This window comes from Pseudomonas lurida (assembly GCF_002563895.1).
GTDB classification, from domain to species: Bacteria; Pseudomonadota; Gammaproteobacteria; order Pseudomonadales; family Pseudomonadaceae; genus Aquipseudomonas; species Aquipseudomonas lurida.
Window position 1 is genome coordinate 3,475,375 of the sequence record NZ_PDJB01000001.1, and the last position, 17,146, is coordinate 3,492,520.

The 17,146-nt window shown below is 61.4% G+C and carries 16 protein-coding genes; 8 read left to right on the forward strand and 8 right to left on the reverse strand.

The annotated features are described in order from the left end of the window. Positions 1–93 precede the first annotated feature (93 nt). Positions 94–873 carry an IclR family transcriptional regulator gene (locus tag ATH90_RS15560; RefSeq protein WP_034106256.1) on the reverse strand — a complete coding sequence of 260 codons (780 nt, stop codon included), beginning with the start codon at positions 871–873 and terminating at the stop codon, positions 94–96. Positions 874–1,088: 215 nt separating this feature from the next. Between ATH90_RS15560 and ATH90_RS15565 the strand changes: the two genes are divergently transcribed. Genes ATH90_RS15565 through ATH90_RS15580 form a run of 4 tightly spaced genes read left to right on the forward strand, consistent with a single transcriptional unit; the run spans position 1,089 to position 4,550 of the window. Next, positions 1,089–1,871 carry an ABC transporter substrate-binding protein gene (locus tag ATH90_RS15565; RefSeq protein WP_098466697.1) on the forward strand — a complete coding sequence of 261 codons (783 nt, stop codon included), beginning with the start codon at positions 1,089–1,091 and terminating at the stop codon, positions 1,869–1,871. Beyond that, a complete protein-coding gene (locus tag ATH90_RS15570) occupies positions 1,868–2,536 on the forward strand; it encodes an amino acid ABC transporter permease (RefSeq protein WP_034106261.1) in 669 nt (222 codons plus the stop codon). The genes ATH90_RS15565 and ATH90_RS15570 overlap by 4 nt, the downstream gene beginning before the upstream one ends. Continuing rightward, positions 2,533–3,285 (forward strand): amino acid ABC transporter ATP-binding protein, encoded by a 753-nt coding sequence (locus tag ATH90_RS15575; RefSeq protein WP_069024233.1) that lies wholly within the window; start codon positions 2,533–2,535, stop codon positions 3,283–3,285. Before ATH90_RS15570 ends, ATH90_RS15575 begins: the two co-directional genes overlap by 4 nt. Continuing rightward, entirely contained in the window at positions 3,282–4,550 is a 1,269-nt protein-coding gene (locus ATH90_RS15580; protein ID WP_098466698.1) for an NAD(P)/FAD-dependent oxidoreductase, read from the forward strand. Before ATH90_RS15575 ends, ATH90_RS15580 begins: the two co-directional genes overlap by 4 nt. A gap of 128 nt (positions 4,551–4,678) precedes the next feature. Here ATH90_RS15580 and glsB read toward each other — a convergent pair whose 3' ends face one another. Further along, positions 4,679–5,587, reverse strand: coding sequence for a glutaminase B (gene glsB, locus ATH90_RS15585; protein WP_025856146.1), 909 nt, complete (start codon positions 5,585–5,587; stop codon positions 4,679–4,681). A 55-nt stretch (positions 5,588–5,642) separates the two neighbouring features. After that, a complete protein-coding gene (locus ATH90_RS15590; protein ID WP_034106268.1) occupies positions 5,643–5,987 on the reverse strand; it encodes a hypothetical protein in 345 nt (114 codons plus the stop codon). Positions 5,988–6,077: 90 nt separating this feature from the next. On the opposite strand from ATH90_RS15590, the gene ATH90_RS15595 reads away from it, so the two are divergent. Then, complete coding sequence (locus ATH90_RS15595) at positions 6,078–6,425, forward strand: hypothetical protein (protein WP_098466699.1); 348 nt, start codon at positions 6,078–6,080, stop codon at positions 6,423–6,425. Positions 6,426–6,475: 50 nt separating this feature from the next. Here the strand turns inward: ATH90_RS15595 and ATH90_RS15600 are convergent, their stop codons facing one another. Both ATH90_RS15600 and ATH90_RS15605 read right to left on the reverse strand, forming a co-directional pair. Continuing rightward, on the reverse strand, positions 6,476–7,105 hold the full coding sequence (locus ATH90_RS15600) for a ribonuclease T2 family protein (protein WP_098466700.1): 630 nt from the start codon (positions 7,103–7,105) through the stop codon (positions 6,476–6,478). 42 nt (positions 7,106–7,147) lie between these two features. Beyond that, positions 7,148–8,128 carry a Gfo/Idh/MocA family protein gene (locus ATH90_RS15605; protein ID WP_098466701.1) on the reverse strand — a complete coding sequence of 327 codons (981 nt, stop codon included), beginning with the start codon at positions 8,126–8,128 and terminating at the stop codon, positions 7,148–7,150. Positions 8,129–8,255: 127 nt separating this feature from the next. Between ATH90_RS15605 and ATH90_RS15610 the strand changes: the two genes are divergently transcribed. Next, positions 8,256–8,618, forward strand: coding sequence for an NUDIX hydrolase (locus tag ATH90_RS15610; protein WP_010209895.1), 363 nt, complete (start codon positions 8,256–8,258; stop codon positions 8,616–8,618). A 107-nt stretch (positions 8,619–8,725) separates the two neighbouring features. On the opposite strand, the gene ATH90_RS15620 is transcribed toward ATH90_RS15610, so the two are convergent. Both ATH90_RS15620 and ATH90_RS15625 read right to left on the reverse strand, forming a co-directional pair. Beyond that, complete coding sequence (locus ATH90_RS15620) at positions 8,726–11,362, reverse strand: MGH1-like glycoside hydrolase domain-containing protein (protein WP_034106278.1); 2,637 nt, start codon at positions 11,360–11,362, stop codon at positions 8,726–8,728. A gap of 69 nt (positions 11,363–11,431) precedes the next feature. After that, positions 11,432–12,841 carry an OprD family outer membrane porin gene (locus ATH90_RS15625; RefSeq protein ID WP_098466702.1) on the reverse strand — a complete coding sequence of 470 codons (1,410 nt, stop codon included), beginning with the start codon at positions 12,839–12,841 and terminating at the stop codon, positions 11,432–11,434. A gap of 289 nt (positions 12,842–13,130) precedes the next feature. Here ATH90_RS15625 and hglS point away from each other — a divergent pair, with 289 nt between their 5' ends. Further along, positions 13,131–14,507 (forward strand): 2-oxoadipate dioxygenase/decarboxylase HglS, encoded by a 1,377-nt coding sequence (gene hglS / locus ATH90_RS15630; RefSeq protein ID WP_098466703.1) that lies wholly within the window; start codon positions 13,131–13,133, stop codon positions 14,505–14,507. A gap of 156 nt (positions 14,508–14,663) precedes the next feature. On the opposite strand, the gene ATH90_RS15635 is transcribed toward hglS, so the two are convergent. Beyond that, on the reverse strand, positions 14,664–14,888 hold the full coding sequence (locus tag ATH90_RS15635) for a DUF465 domain-containing protein (protein ID WP_034106285.1): 225 nt from the start codon (positions 14,886–14,888) through the stop codon (positions 14,664–14,666). A 175-nt stretch (positions 14,889–15,063) separates the two neighbouring features. Between ATH90_RS15635 and tkt the strand changes: the two genes are divergently transcribed. Then, positions 15,064–17,127, forward strand: a complete 2,064-nt coding sequence (gene tkt, locus ATH90_RS15640) for a transketolase (protein WP_098466704.1) — start codon at positions 15,064–15,066, stop codon at positions 17,125–17,127. Positions 17,128–17,146 lie beyond the last annotated feature (19 nt).

Below are 17,146 nucleotides of genomic sequence, written 5' to 3' on the forward strand. Positions count from 1 at the left end.
CTTACCTCAACCTCAAAGAAGAATGACGCTCACACTGTGGGAGCTGGCTTGCCGCCTCCCACAATAGCGCTCCAGTGGATTGGCGCGCGCGGATTACTCCAGGTTGCGGGCCGAGTTGCTCAGCGCCCGTGAGCATTGCAAAAGCGCCGGCGCCAACTGTTTCTCCGCATCCGCCCTGCTCCACCGACTGGTCGGCGCCACCACATGCACCGCCGCCACTGGCCGGCCATGGGCGCCCAGTACCGGCGCGCCGATAGTCATGTCGCCCAGGAACAGTTCCTGGCCGTTCACCGCATACCCCTGCTCGCGCACCTGTTGCAGCGACGCCAGAATCTGGTCGACTTCAGTCAATGTCTGGCTGGTATGCGCCACGCGCTGGCTGTTCTCGATCAACACCAGCGCCTCATCCTGTGGCAACGCGCTCAAATACGCCCGCCCCGATGCCGTGCAGTACATCGGCACCCGTGAGCCAATCGGCATATGCACGGGCACGAAGCCCGCGCTGACGAACCGTGCGATATAGGTCATGTCGTAGCCCGCAGGCTCGGTGAGGCACGACGTCTCGCCGGTCAATCGGGTCAATTCCGACAGAAACGGGTTGGCCACCTCGATCAACGAGTGCGCGTCCAGGTAACTGAAGCCCAGCTCCAGCACCCGAGGTGTGAGTTGGTAATGCCGGGTGCGGGAGTGTTTCCGAAGGTAACCCAGGCTCTCGAGGGTAAACACCATGCGCTGGGCCGAGCTTTTGGTCATGCCGGCCGCCTCGGCCACCTCTGCAAGGCTCATGCTGCGGCGCTGGGCGCTGAATGCCTTGAGCACCGACAGGCCTTTTTCCAGGGATTGGTTGTGCAGACTGTTGCGTTCTTCGGACATGGCGGGCTCGCGGTCAGGTCGATCAGGCGTGGCGATATTTCTACCTCAAATCACAAAAACAGACCACAAAATATCGCATATCGATACGAATGGTTCATTTTGTCGAATTTCTATACCGACATACGATTTTAAACAATCGAAATGGCACAGAGCTTGCGATTTCATCGGCAGCCGCTCGCGGTACTGACTTTCCGTTTTCCTTCTGGAGTAACCCGATGAACAGTCTTTCGCCCTTGTTTCGCCGCCTTGCCTTCGGCCTTTGCGCCACGCTCTGCGTCAGCGTCGTGCACGCCGAGAGTGCGTCCTCGTACAAAGTCGGTGCAACGGCCAGTGGTTCGCCGTTTACCTTCCTCGACATCAAGAGCAACAGCATCCAGGGCGTGATGGTTGATGTGGCCGAGGCCGTGGGCAAGGCCGGCAGTTTCACCAGCCAGATCGAGCAGACCAACTTCGCCGCGCTGATCCCCTCCCTCACGTCCGGCAAGCTCGACTTCATTTCCGCCGGCATGCTCAAGACCGAAGAACGCACCAAGGTCGTCGACTTCAGCGCCCCGGTGTACGCCTACGGCGAGGGCCTGATCATCAATGCCGACGACAACGCCGCCTACCCCGACCTCACGCCCCTCAAGGGCCAGGTCGTCGGCGTGCAGGCTGGCACGGTCTTCTACGACCAGTTGAACAGACTCGGGATCTTCAAGGAGATCCGCACCTACGACTCCATCGGCGAGATGGTCCGCGACCTGTCCCTGGGCCGCATCAAGGCGGCCGTGGGTGACCAGCCGGTGGTGGCCTACCAAATCCGCCAGAAACTGTTCAAAGGCGTGAAACTGGCCCCCGACTACACGCCCACCAACGTCGGCGAAGTGTGCCTGGTGGTGCGCAAGGGCGATGCACAAACCCTCGAACGCTTGAATACAGCCATCGCCAGCATCAAGGCCGATGGCACCCTCGACAGCATCCTCAAGAAGTGGGGGCTTGATACCCAGGTGCGCCCATGAACCCGGCTGAGTTCCTGCAAAACGCCCAGGACTTTTTGCCGATACTGCTGCAAGGCGCCTGGGTGACGATCCAGATCACCGTGCTGTCGTTCCTGCTCAGCAGCGCCATCGGCCTGGTGCTGGCGTTGCTCAAGCTGTCGCCGATCCGCGCGCTGTCGTGGACGGCGAGCACCATCATCAACGTGATCCGTGGCCTGCCGATCATCGTGCAGCTGTTCTACATCTACTTTGTGCTGCCGGACATGGGGGTGCACCTCACCGCGTTCTATGCCGGTGTGATTGGCATGGGCATCGCCTACTCGGCGTACCAGGCCGAGAACTTCCGCACCGGCATCATCGCCGTCGAACAAGGCCAGCGAGAAGCCGCCGAAGCCTTAGGGATGCGTTCGGCGCTGATGATGCGCCGGGTCATCCTGCCGCAAGCGTTTCGCATCGCCCTGCCGCCGTATGGCAACACCCTGGTAATGATGCTCAAGGACTCGTCCCTGGTATCGACCATCACCGTCGCCGAAATGACCCGCCAGGGCCAACTGATCGCTTCGTCGACCTTCCAGAACATGACCGTCTACACCCTGGTCGCCCTGCTCTACCTGCTGATGAGCCTGCCGCTGGTGTATGGCCTGCGTCGCATGGAACAGCACTTGGGCCGGAGGAAAAAAGCATGATTGAGATTCGCCAATTGCAAAAGCACTACGGCAGCCACCGCGTGTTGCACGGTGTCGACCTGGACGTGGCCAAGGGTGAAGTGGTGTGCCTGATCGGCCCCTCGGGCTCGGGCAAATCCACCCTGCTGCGCTGCATCAATGCACTGGAAGCCTATGACGGCGGGCAGATCAATGTGTTCGGTGAACCCGTGCAGCGCGGCAGCAAGACCGTACACGCCCTGCGCAGCCGCATGGGCATGGTGTTCCAGCGCTTCAACCTGTTCCCGCACCGTACGGTGCTGGAAAATGTGATGGAAGGTCCGGTGTACGTGAAAGGCGAACCACCCCAGCAGGTGCGCGAAGAAGCCGTGGTGCTGCTGGAAAAAGTCGGCCTTTCGGCAAAAGCCGATGCCTACCCGGAACAGCTCTCCGGCGGCCAGCAACAGCGCGTGGCTATCGCCCGCGCCCTGGCGATGAAACCTGACGCCATGCTGTTCGACGAACCGACCTCGGCCCTAGACCCGGAACTGGTCGGCGATGTACTGGCGGTGATGCGCACCCTCGCCGACGAAGGCATGACGATGATCGTGGTCACCCACGAGATGGGCTTTGCGCGGGAAGTGGCCGACCGCGTGTGCTTCCTGCATGGCGGCTACATCGTTGAAAGCGGCGCCGCCGAACAGGTACTGGGCCACCCGCAACATCCGCGGACCCAGGACTTTTTGCGGCGGGTGCTGCACCCCACGGGCGATACGCGGAGCCTGTCATGAAGTCATTGTGGTCGGCGACTGCGCCCTCGGTGGTGCCGACGCCTGCGTTGGGCGAGTCGGTGAAGGTGGATGTGGCGATTGTCGGTGCCGGCTATACGGGCCTATCGACGGCGCTGCACCTGGCCGAACGCGGCGTGAGCGTGTGCGTGCTGGAGGCCAATGACCCCGGCTGGGGCGCGTCGGGGCGCAACGGCGGGCAGGTCAACCCCACCCTCAAATACGACCCGGAGCAACTGGTGCGGCTGTTCGGGCCGGAGCGCGCCGAACCGTTGATCTCGACCGTATCGAGTTCAGCTGACCTGGTGTTCGAGCTGATCGAAAAGCATGGCATTGATTGCGCGCCGGTACGCAAGGGCTGGATGCAGGTGTCATATACCGAAAAAGGTGTCGCCGGGCTGCACGCACGCGCGGACCAGTGGGCCAGGCGCGGTGTGCCGGTGCAGCGCCTGGATGCGGCGGCGGTGGCCTCGCGCATGGGTAGCGATGCGTTTGCCGGCGGCTGGCTCGACGGCCGCGCGGGGGCGATCCAACCGCTGGCATACACCCGTGGGTTGGTGGGCGCTGCGCTGGCAGCCGGCGTACGGATTCATGGGCAAAGCGCGGTGACAGGCTTGCAGCGCCAGGGCGCTGGCTGGCAATTGCAAACGGCTTCGGGTGCACAGGTAACGGCCGAGCAAGTCGTGCTGGCCACCAATGGCTACAGCGGCAACCTGTGGCCGGGCATGGCGCAGAGCATCCTCGCGGCGAACAGTTTTATCGTCGCCACCAAACCCTTGAGCGGACGCGCGGCGGACAGCATCCTGCCGGGCCAGGAGACCGTCTCCACCGCACAAAGGCTGCTGCTGTACTTTCGCAAGGACAGCCATGGCCGTTTGCTGATGGGCGGACGCGGGCTGTTCAACGACCCCACTTCGCCCACCGATTTCGCCCATCTGGAGCGCTCGTTGGCGTTGTTGTTCCCGCAGTTGGGGCCATTGGAATTTGAATACCGTTGGGCGGGCCGCATCGCGATTACACGGGACTTCATGCCCCACGTTCACCAGCCCGCGCCAGGGCTGACCTTGGCGCTGGGTTGCAATGGCCGAGGGATCGCGTTGTGTACCAGCCTGGGGCAGCAACTGGCGGGCAAGCTGTGTGACAGCAACGCGGACTTCGCCTACCCGGTGACGCCGTTGCAGCGCTTGCCGATGCATGGGTTGCAGCGGTTTTACATTGGGGCGGGTGTTGCGTGGTATAGCCTGCTGGACCGACTCAATGTGAGCTGAACACGCCCTGACTCACACCACAAACGCATGTGTGTGTGGAGGGGGGCTTGCTCGGGAATGCGGTGTGTCAGTCACTAGGGTACTGATCCAACGTTTTCGCGAGCAAGCTCGCTCCTACAAGGGTGTTGTCAAAACACCGACCACCCAATGCGCTCACTCAACAACTCCAACGCCTTCATCCCCGCCAGCGAGTTCCCCGCTGCATTCAACTCCGGCGACCATACGCACACCGTGAATTGGCCCGGCACCACTGCAACGATCCCGCCGCCAACCCCACTCTTGCCCGGCAAGCCCACGCGGTAGGCAAAATTCCCCGCCTCGTCATACAGCCCGCTGGTGGCCATGATCGAATTGACTTGCTTGGTTTGGCGCGCGGTGAGGACCTGTTCGCCGCTGTGGGCGCTCACGCCTTCGTTGGCCAGGAAGCTGAAGGCCCGGGCCAAGTCCAGGCAGCTCATCTGCAACGCGCAGTAGTTGAAGTAGCTGTGTAGCACCGCATCCACATCGTTGTGGAAATTGCCGAACGACTTCATCAGGTAGGCCATGGCCGCGTTGCGTGCGCCGTGCTGGGCTTCTGATTCGGCAACGACGCTGTTGACCAGGATCTGCGGGTTGCCGGACAGGCGCCGCACAAAGTCGCGCATCGACAAAATCGGCACGGCGAAACGTGATTGGTTGATGTCGCAGATGACCAGCGCGCCGGCATTGATGAACGGGTTACGCGGGCGACCGCGCTCGAATTCCAACTGCACCATGGAGTTGAAAGGCTGCCCCGAGGGCTCGTGGCCCAGGCGTTCCCAGATGGTCTCGCCGCCGTGGTCGATGGCCTGCACCAGGCTGAACACCTTGGAAATGCTCTGCACCGAGAACAGCGTGTCGGCATCACCGGCGCAATAGGCCGAACCATCGTTGCCGTATACGGCGATGCCGAGTTGGTTGGCGGGCACGTCGGCGAGTGCGGGGATGTAGTCGGCGACTTTGCCGAGGCCGATCAGTGGACGCACTTCGTCGAGGATCGACGAAAGCATCGCCTGCATGTCTTGTCCTGTCATCTGTGTTGGAATCGCTGGTAAACGGGTCGCGGAGGATACTTCAATGCGCCCGAAAGCCCCACACAATCTCGACCACGCGCTCGGCGATCACCAGGTAGACCAGGATCAACAATAACTGCAGCGCCAGGTGATAGCGCAGCTTGGCAAGCCGGCGGATTCCATCGCTGACATTCAAGAGCATCAGCAGCGTCGACAGGATGATCAGGCCCCAGCCGGCCACGCTGGAGGCAAACACCCCGATAAACAAGTCACGCTGGCCGAGCAACGTATTCGTCCCCGCCGCAAATAGCAGCGCACACACCAGCAGGTTTTTCACGTTGTCGAAAATCTGCGTGCTCAGATCGTTTTCCAACAACGCCATATACCGTTTCCATAACGTGCGCATGGCAAGTACCGGGTAGGGATCACTCGTCAATCAAAGTAGTCCAAATGCCCGTACACTGCACCGTTGCGCTTATTCCACGAGGACTTTTGCATGAAATTGATGATCGGCCTGGCCGCCCTGCTGTTGGTATCGGCTTGCACCACGAACACGCCCAGTACGCCCCCGGCCCAAGACGCCGCTGCGTCGACGTGCCTGGCAGGCGGCGGCACGATGAAGCAAGTCGGCAAGTTGCAGACCTGGAAGTGCATCACGCCATACAAGGACGCGGGCAAGGCGTGTACCGACTCGAGCCAGTGCGAGGGTGACTGCCAGACCAGCGTGACCACGCAAACAGGCGCCACACCCATCAGCGGCACCTGCCAGGTGGACAACAGCCACTTCGGCTGCTCGGCAACGGTGGAGAAAGGCAAGCTGGGTCGGGCGATCTGCGTGGACTAAAGGTCGGCACTTACCTATCTGGGCGTTAAATCCGCTGTCCTGATGCGGGGTCAGCGCTGAACCGGGATGCGAATGTCACCGCCGCGGCACTGGGTCTTCACGCTCTTGGGGCAACCGGCAAAGCGCAGTTCCTTGCTCAGGCACACCCGCACTTCGGACAGCACCTTGCCCTTGCAGATTACCGCCACGCTGTGGTCGCCCATGGCAGGGTTGCTCTGGCGGAACAGCCGTTCTATGTCCCGTGCCTCAAGGTAATTGGGCACATTGAATGGCTGCAGTTGCTGCGGGATTTGCACCGTGGCCAGCGCCGCATCGGTTGCTTGCAGGTAACGCGTGGCACCCAGGCCACTGCACGTACCGTGCTTGGCCCATTCATGCCTGAGCAATGCCTGTGTGGGAAACATTAGCGCGCCCTTGGCCATGTCGTCGGCCGACAGCCGCGATTGCGGGTCGCACGACGCTGGCCACCCACCCCGTGCGTACTGCGGCCAAAGCCCATGCAGCACGAACCCGTAGCCTTTGCCCGTGCACTGTTCGTTAGCCGGGTGCGTCATGCAGAACGTCGGTGACCACGACAACGACAGCACATAAAAGTCAAAATCCCCCGCCGGCCGCTGCTCCCGTGGTGCCGCGATTGCACTTGTGGCGACAGCCAGCCACAACATCATCCAGTACTTCATCCCTGTGTTCCCCAAGAAAAATGAACGGCCAGCCTATCGCGCCTACCCCGGGTGATGAGGGTTACGTTGTAGCACCTTGTCGAGGATCAGATCGGTCTTCAACGCTTCGATCGCCTGCGAGGGGTGTTCGGCTTCCCCGCGAATATGGGCATTCATCGCCAGCACGTGGTGCCACTGGATATGCGCGTGGCAAGGCACGTCCAGCACCTCGTCCACTTCACCCTCGAGGCGCAGCGGTTGGTCTTCAAACACCGCAAAGGTAATGCGCCCCTTGCTGCCGATCAGCTCGACCTTGTCTTCGCGACGGTCGGCGACAAAGTTCCAGCACCCCATGCCCAGTGCGCCGGACGCGAACGTCCAGCAGGCGGTCACTGCATCCTCGGCGGCGTAGCGCCCGGCCTGCCGTGCGGTAAAGCCCGAAACCTCGACGATATCCCCGGCCAGGTACTGGAACAGGTCGAACCCATGGCTTGCCAGGTCGGCAAAGTAACCACCACCGGCGATGAGCGGGTCGGTGCGCCAATTGGCGGCGCTGGCATCGTCGGCGCCGGGGGGCTTGCACAGGGTCCAGGTCAGGTGGCGCAATTGGCCAATGCGCCCGTCCAGCAGCCACTGGCGCACCTGCTGAAAACGCGGCAGCGAGCGGCGGTAATACGAGACAAACAGATGCAAACCGGCGCGTTCGAAGGTGCGTTGCATCAATGCGCTTTGCTCGGCATTCAACGCCATCGGCTTTTCCACACAGCAATGCTTGCCCGCGGCGGCCACCATCAGGCTGTATTCGAGGTGGCTGTCGGGTGGGGTGGCGATGTACACCGCGTCCACTTCGGGATCGTCGATCAGGGCCTGGGCGTCGGTATAGAAGCGCGCAATGCCATGGCGTGTCGCATAATCGCGCACCGCTTCTTCACGGCGCCCCATTACCGCCACCAGCGCCGAACCTGGCGCTTTGTAGAAAGCGGGTCCACTCTTTAACTCAGTGACACTGCCACAGCCGATCATGCCCCAGCGTACGGTGCTCATCTGCTCTCCTCGTCCGTTTTGATCAATGGGGCAGTATCCACATCCCCACACGTCAGCGCCATAACCACTTAGCATGACAATTGCATTACACTTTTATGACATTCATCCCACTGCGGGGGCACAGACGATGAAAATAAGAGCCACGGTCATTTGCGAACACGAGGGGCATATCCTCTTCGTGCGCAAGGCCAGATCGAAATGGGCGTTGCCGGGGGGCAAGGTCGAACGCAACGAGCGCCCGGTCGGTGCAGCGGAACGCGAGCTGGAAGAAGAAACCGGCTTGAACGTGGATGGCTTGCTGTACTTGCAGGAACTGAAGGCTCGCGACACCGTTCACCACGTGTTCGAAGCGTCAGTGGTGAACATTGCCGATGCAAAACCGTGCAATGAAATAATCGATTGCCAGTGGCACCCTTATGGCGCCATGGATGAACTGGACACTACCGACGCCACCCGACACATCGTCAAATCCTTCCTACGTCGCCTGTAGCTCGGCACCCTGCCCGCTGGCCACCAGGCCTCGCCTCACCAAGCCATTCTCTTTCTGCCGTTCGACAAAGGATCTGACGAACGCGGCAGCGGCTGTCGTGGCCGGGCCTAAGCGCCTGGCTGCAGTAACAACGCCACCAACGCGCTCCATCCCGTCTGATGGGACGCGCCCAGTCCGCGCCCGGTTTCCCCGTGGAAGTACTCGTGGAACAGCACCAGGTCGCGGCTGGACGGGTCCGCCTCCAGCTGTGCGTACCCCGCCATCGACGGCCGTGAGCCGTTCTCATCGCGCAGGAACAACCGCGTCAGGCGCTGGCTGAGGCTGTCGGCGACTTCCGCCAGGGAGGACAAGTAACCACTGCCGGTCGGGTACTCCACCGAGAAGTTGTCCGCGTAGTAGCGGTGAAATTCCCGTAACGACTCGATCAGCATGTAGTTGACCGGCATCCACAATGGCCCGCGCCAATTGGAGTTACCGCCATACAGCCGCGAATCGGACTCGCCGGGCTGGTAGCGTGCACTGAGGGTGTTGCCGTTCATCTTCAATGCAAGCGGCTGCTCGGCGAACGCCTTGGACAAGGAGCGCACGCCAAACGTCGAGAGGAACTCATGGTCATCGAGCATGCGCCGCAGCAGGTCCTTGGTGCGTTCACCGCGCAGCAGCGCCAGCAACAGGCGGTTGCCCTGCCCTGGCTCATTCCAGCGCGAGACCAGTTTGGCCAGGTCGGGCCGGTGCTTCATGAACCCCAGCAAGCGCTCGCGCAAACCTTCCAGGCCTTCATGCTCACGTTGCTCCAGCACCAGCACGGCAAACAGCGGCATCAACCCCACGATCGAACGCAGGCGCACCGGCTCGTTCTCGCCGTCAGGTCGGTGCAGCACATCGTAGAAGAACAGGTCCTGCTCATCCCACAGGCCTTCGGCACTGTCGTCGACGCGGTTGATGGCGCCGGCGATATACAGGAAATGCTCGAAGAACTTCACGGCGATGTCGACATACACCCCGTTGCGTTTAGCCAGCTCCAGGCCGATACGCATCAAGTCCAGCGCATAGGCGGCCACCCATGCCGTACCGTCGGCCTGGTCCAGCTGGTAACCCGGCGGCAGCCCGGCCGAGCGGTCGAACAACGCGATATTGTCCAACCCCAGGAAACCACCCTGGAACAGGTTGCGCCCCTCAGCGTCCTTGCGGTTGACCCACCAGGAAAAATTCAGCAGCAGCTTGTGGAATATCCGCTCGAGGAAATCCATATCGCCTACGCCGTTCAACGCCTTGTCCTGCTGGTACACCCGCCAGCTGGCCCAGGCATGTACCGGCGGGTTGGCGTCGTCGAAGCGCCATTCATAGGCCGGCAACTGCCCATTGGGGTGCATGAAGCGGTCTTTCACCAACAGCAGCAGTTGCTGCTTGGCATACCCCGGGTCGATCAGCGCCATGGCCACCGCCTGGAAGCCCTGGTCCCACGACGCATACCACGGGTATTCCCAGGTGTCGGGCATGGAGAGGATGTCGAAATTCGACAGGTGCCGCCAATGGGTATTGCGGATATGCAGGCGCTCGATCGGCGGTGCGGGTTGCGCCGGGTCGCCGTCGAGCCATTGGTTGACGTCGAAATAGTAAAGCTGCTTGGACCACAGCAACCCGGCCAATGCCTGGCGTTGCACGTTGCGCGCATCCTCGTCGGTGATGCGCTGCTGCAAGGCGTCATAGAACGCGTCGGCCTCCTGGCGCCGTTGCTCGAACAGCTTGCGGGCGTTGACGTGCGGTGCGTCAACGGGTGCAAAGCGCAGGTAGAGGGTTTTGCTTTCCTGGCCTCCCAGTTCGAGGATGAAACGCGCCGCCACTTTGGTGCCGCTGTCGCGGCGAATCGCCGATTGGACACCCGCGACCACGTAATCATTGATCCCGTCCTTGAACGGCCCCGGCGCAGGCTGCCCATCCAGCCGGGTAACGTTGGTCTCGTTCTCGCAGAACAACCAGTCCACCCCGTCCTGGCCCCAGGCGCCAAGATGCCGATCGGGCAGCTCAGGGTGGCACGCCAGCACCTGCTCCCCGTCCATCTTCAACTGCGGCTTGTGCGCGTCAAAGGTCCAGCTCCAGTCATTGCGCGCCCACAGCTGGGGCATCACCTGCAAGCGCGTCGGCTGGTCCGAACGGTTATGCAGCGTGATACGCATGAAAATGTCGTCGGGTTGGTGCTTGGCGTATTCGACGCTGACATCGCAGTAACGGTTGTCTTCAAATACGCCGGTGTCGAGGATCTCGTACTCGGCATCCTCCAGGCCACGGCGGGCGTTTTCGCTGATCAAGTCGTCATAGGGAAAGGCGGCATGCGGGTATTTGTAGAGCATGCGCATATAGGCATGGCTCGGTACGCCGTCGACGAAAAAGTACAGTTCCTTGACGTCTTCACCGTGGTTGCCCTCGGCGTTATTGAGGCCGAACAAGCGCTCCTTGATGATCGCATCGCGCTCGTTCCACAGGGCCAGGCCCAGGCACCAGCGTTGCGCCTTGTCGCTGAAACCGGCCAGGCCATCCTCGCCCCAACGGTAGGCGCGGCTGCGGGCATGTTCATGGGGGAAGTAAGTCCAGGCATCGCCATCGGCGCTGTAGTCTTCGCGCACCGTGCCCCACTGGCGTTCGCTTAAATAGGGGCCCCACTCGCGCCATCGCTCGGCCTCCTGCGTCGCCAGGCGTTGGCCTTCGGTTGTAGCCAGTATTCGGGTGTCGGGGGTGGCCGTCATTGGGTCCTCCATCGCCTACCAAGTGAGAGGCAGTGTAGAGCCCAATGACGTCCGGGTGCACATGAAGACTTAGAAGATCGCGTAGGTGTAGTTGAAGATCAGGCGCGTTTGGTCCTGGTCGGCGGTGCCGGTGTTTTTACCGTGATAGGTACCGGTCCGCAACGTGGTTCCGAAACCTTTCAGAGGCCCTGCCTGCACCACGTAGTCCAGGCGGAAGTCAGCTTCGTTTTCCTTCTGGTCAGGACCGCCGGCGACCTTCGACTTGATGTCCGAGCCGTCCAGATAAGCCACGGACGCCTTCAAGCCAGGCACATAGGCCTTGAAGTCATACGAGTACTGGCCAAAGTTGACCTGCTCGCCCGCGCGGGAGAACTGGCCGACCACGGCGTCGGTAAACAGGTAGAAGTCGCTGCCGCCGGCACCTTGTGCGTGCGGGTCGGCCAGGCTGCCCTGGTTGACCCACACAAACCCGCCATCATCACCGACGCCAATGTGGCCGAGCATCAGGCTGCTGCCACCCAACTGGTAGGTGAAGGCCGCACTGTAGGTTTTGTTATCCACTTCGTTGGCGTGCTTGGCGTAGCCGCCGTTGTTGTTGAACTGGTAGCCGCTCTCGCCGTTCTTGCCGTCGCTGGTGCTGTCGAAGTAGCGCAGGTCAGTCTTGAACGACTGGTCGTTGCCCAGCGGCAGTACGTGGACCAGGCCGACGTAGTTCTGTTTGTAGAAGTCCTGCAGTTGCGCGTAGTAGTACTGCAACGTCAGGTTTTTCGCGACCACGTTGTCGGAAGAGCCAAACGGTTTGTAGTCCACCCCACCGAACTTGAAGCTGTCGCTGTCGCGGGTACCGCCTGCCACACTCAAGCCTGTGGCGTTGCTCGAGGCCCGACCTTCGGCGCGGTTCAGCTCACCACCGGTGAAGGTGACATTGGGAATGTCGTTGGAGGTGAGGATGCCGCCGTCAAAGGTCTGCGGTGCCACGCGGCTGTCGTTGGAGACCAGGATCGGCAACACCGGCGCCAGGCCACCACCGACGTGCAACTCGGTCTGGGAAATGCGGAACTTCACATTGCCCGCCGCGCGACCGAAGGAATCGGCAGGCTCGGTGCCGTTGTTCTTGGTCGGGAAGAAGCTGTTGCCGTTACCCGACAGGCCTGCGCCAGCAGTGTGGCCATCGCCGCCGTCCAGGCGCAGCGCGCCGAAGGCCATGACATCAAAACCGAGCCCAACGGTGCCTTGGGTGAAACCGGATTTATAGTCAAAACGCAGCGCGGTGGCGGCTTCGCGCAGGTCGTTGTTAGTTCCCGAGCGGTTATCCGCGCTGTAGTACATGGTCCGCGAACTGACGGACGCATGGCTGTCCTCAAGGAAACCGCTGTGACCATTGCCCGTGCCCAGGGAACCGAGCCCGAAATCATCAGCGTAGGCGTGTTGTGCAAGAACGGCGGCGGTGATCGACAACGCCAGTGTAGAAATTTTCATTAATGACGGCCCCTAAACATTTTTTTATGTGCGTGGTGTGCATAACGGCGTTTTCATCCTTGCAAACGTGACGATTCTTTCATGCCGACCGGGGCGGACTCCGTGAAGAATTAGTTAGAAAACCTGCCGAAAAATGAAATTTCTCGCCTTTTGATTTTTGTCATATTCACGTCATTTCATTCATTTGCAGAATGAAGTCCTGAAGAATCTTCGTTTGCCAGCCGGCCTGCAGCTCAACAGAATCCAGGCAAAGGCCACTTCCATCGCCATTGCCATCAGGAATTTTTCTATGCCCAACACCGCACATGTCAGCCCCGACGAGATCCGCAAGGGCTTTTCCAAGGCCATGTCCGACATGTACCGAGATGAAGTTCCCCTGTATGGCGCGCTGATGGAGCTGGTGGCCGAGACCAATGCCCACGTACTCGACACCCAACCGCGCCTGGCGCGACAGCTGCAACGGACCGGCGAAATCGAGCGCCTGGACATGGAGCGCCATGGTGCGATACGCCTGGGCACCGCCACGGAGCTGGCGACCATCCGCCGCCTGTTCGCGGTGATGGGCATGCAGCCGGTGGGCTATTACGACTTGACCCCGGCCGGTGTGCCCGTGCACTCCACCGCCTTTCGCGCCGTGCACGAACAGGCGCTGCAAACCAGCCCGTTCCGGGTGTTTACTTCGTTATTGCGCCTGGAGCTGATCGAGAACCCTGACCTGCGTACCTTTGCCGAATCCGCCCTGGCCAAGCGCTCGATCTTTACCCCTGGCGCCCTCGCACTGATCGAACAATCAGAACAGGACGGCGGCCTCGACGCTGGCGATGCCGATGAATTTATCCGCCAGGCCCTGGAAACCTTCCGCTGGCACCACACTGCCACCGTCACCGGCGCGCAGTACCAACAGCTGAGCGACCAGCATCGCCTGATCGCCGATGTCGTCGCGTTCAGGGGCCCGCATATCAACCACCTGACCCCGCGCACGCTGGACATCGACCAAGTCCAGGCCGCCATGCCCGGCAAAGGCATCACCCCCAAGGCGGTGATCGAAGGTCCACCCCGCCGCCACTGCCCTATCCTGCTGCGCCAGACCAGCTTCAAGGCCCTCGACGAGCCCATCGCCTTCACCGATGCCCAGGGCAGCCACAGCGCGCGCTTTGGCGAAATCGAACAGCGCGGCGTGGCGCTAACGCCCAAAGGCCGCGCCCTGTACGACCAGTTGCTGAACGCCGCGCGCGACGCGCTGGGCGCTTTCCCCAATGAGGGCAACGCCGCACGTTATGTCGAATTGATGGAGCAGCACTTCCAGGCCTTCCCGGACAGCCACGCACAAATGCGTGAACAGGGCCTGGCGTACTTCCGCTACTTCGCCACCGAACAAGGTTTGGCGGCGCGCGGCACTGCGGATCAACCGCGCACAGTGGAAGCATTGATCGCGGCGGGCCACATCGATGTGGAGCCCTTGGTGTATGAGGATTTTCTGCCGGTGAGTGCGGCGGGGATCTTCCAGTCGAACCTGGGGGACGCGGCGCAGAGTCACTACGCGGCGAATTCGAACCAGGCCGAATTCGAAAAGGCGCTGGGCCGTCAGACGATTGATGAATTGACGCTGTATGGCGAGACGCAGCAGCGCTCTATCGATGAATGCACCCGGACGCTGCTGGCATGAAATGAAGTGTCCTCCCGGCTCACCAGCGCAATCCTTGCGCCGCAACAGTCCCCAGAGCCGGGTGGACTGTCGGCATGATAGGCAGTGAGAAGAATCCTGTCTTTCAGACAATTCTGAACAAATATGTCCGCGTCCTGTAGGAACGCGGACGGTGGCTTACCCCAACTTCGCCACAATGTCGTCTTTGATCAACAGCCGCTTTTTCTTCAGCTTCTCCACATCCTCGTCGCTGGCGCTTGCCGATTCCGCCTTCAGCACCTCCTTGTCAGCGTCGTCATATTGAGTGAGCAGCGAGTCCAGGCGTTTGTCATTTGCCCTGCGTTCGTGAACGACTTCCTTGCTCAACCCCAAGTCCTGATACAGGTCGTGTTTCACTGGCATGGCGTACCTCCGCAAGTTGATCAATGGCTTACGCCCTAGAAGCTAGACCATTGCGAGGGGTCTTGTCATGTTCGGGGTCAATACAGCCCCGTTCGTCGCGGCGCAGGCGTTTGGATCAAACCTTTGCCGCGCCCTGCCCTCCACTCTAGATAGCCACCCGAGGGAGACCGGTTTCATGACTCATGCTGCCACCGCTGTCGACACCCAATGCATCAACACTATCCGCACCCTGGCCATGGACGCCGTGCAGAAGGCCAATTCCGGCCATCCGGGCACCCCCATGGGCCTGGCGCCGGTGGGCTATACCCTGTGGAGTCGCTTCCTGCGTTACCACCCGCAGCATCCGGACTGGCCTAACCGCGACCGCTTTGTGCTGTCGGTAGGGCATGCGTCGATGTTGCTGTATTCGCTCTTGCACCTGGCCGGCGTGGTAGAGATCGATGCCCACGGCAAGCGTTCCGGCCAGCCGGCGATCAGCCTGGATGACATCAAGCAGTTCCGGCAGGCTGACTCCAAGACCCCGGGCCATCCGGAGTACCGCATGACCACCGGGGTAGAAACCACCACCGGGCCACTGGGCCAGGGTTGCGCCAACAGCGTGGGCATGGCGATGGCCGAGCGCTGGTTGGCCGCGCGCTTCAACCGCAACGATAAGGTGCTGTTCGACTACAACGTCTACACCCTGTGCGGTGACGGCGACATGATGGAGGGCATCAGCGGCGAAGCGGCCTCGATGGCCGGGCATCTGAGGCTGGAAAACCTGTGCTGGATCTACGACAACAACACCATCAGCATCGAAGGCCACACCGAGCTGGCGTTCAGTGAGGACGTGATCAAGCGTTTCCAGGCCTATGGCTGGCATACCTTGCACGTGACCGACGCAAATGACTTGCAGGCGCTGAGCACAGCGCTGGAGACCTTCAAGACCAACACCGGTGCGCCAACCCTGATCGTGGTCGACAGCGTCATCGGCTATGGCTCGCCCCATAAGCACAACACCGCCGCTGCCCATGGCGAGCCGTTGGGCGATGAGGAAATTCGCCTGACCAAAGCCGCCTACGGCTGGCCGCAGGACTCCAGCTTCCTGGTGCCCGACGAAGCCCGCACAGTCTTGCGCGATGCGTTGCTGGAACGCAGCGAGCCGTTGTACGAGGCCTGGAACCACCACCTGTCGCAGCTTGAGCAATATGAGCCAGAACTGGCTGACGAACTGCGCCGCATGCGCGCCGGGGAAATGCCCGAGCATTGGCAAGACGACCTGCCGCATTTTGATACCGACCCCAAGGGCGTGGCCAGCCGCGCCGCGGGTGGCGAAGTGTTGAATGCGTTTGCCCAGCAAATTCCGTGGCTGCTGGGCGGTTCGGCGGACTTGTCTCCGTCGACCAAGACCAACCTCACCTTTGACGGCGCCGGACGCTTCAGTGCCGACGACTACAGCGGGCGCAACCTGCACTTCGGCATCCGTGAACACGCCATGGGTGCGATTGCCAACGGCATGGCGCTGTCCTACGTGCGGCCGTACACCTCAACCTTCCTGGTGTTCAGCGACTACATGAAGCCGCCGATCCGCCTGGCGGCCATCATGGAGTTGCCAGTGGTGTTTGTGTTCACCCATGACTCGATTGGTGTGGGTGAGGATGGGCCGACACACCAGCCGATCGAACACCTCACCCAGTTGCGTGCGACGCCGGGACTGCTGACTCTGCGGCCGGGTGATGCGAATGAAACCCTGGCGCTGTGGAAGGTAGCCCTGGCGCAAACCCATCGGCCGAGTTGCATGGTGTTGTCGCGTCAGCCGTTGCCGACGCTGGATCGCACGAAATACGCTGCGGCCTCAGGGGCCGCCAAGGGTGCCTATGTGTTGGCGGGCGCCGAGCATCCCGAGGTTTTGCTTTTGGCGACGGGCAGCGAAGTCAGCCTGGCCGTGGCAGCTTATGAGCAATTGAAAAACGAAGGTATTGCCGCACGGGTAGTGTCGATGCCGAGCTGGGAATTGTTTGAAGACCAGGACCAAACGTACCGCGACAGCGTATTGCCGCCAGCAGTGAAGGCACGGGTGGTGGTGGAACAGGCGGGCCCGCTCGGCTGGGATCGTTATGTAGGCCACACCGGCGCCAAGGTGGTGATGAACAGCTTCGGCGCGTCGGCGCCGCTGGCCAAGTTGCAGGAGAAGTTTGGGTTCACCGTGGAGCATGTGGTGAAGCAGGCCAAGGCACAGATCCAACTGATTCAGCGCTGAGCCAAAAAAGTGGCAGCGG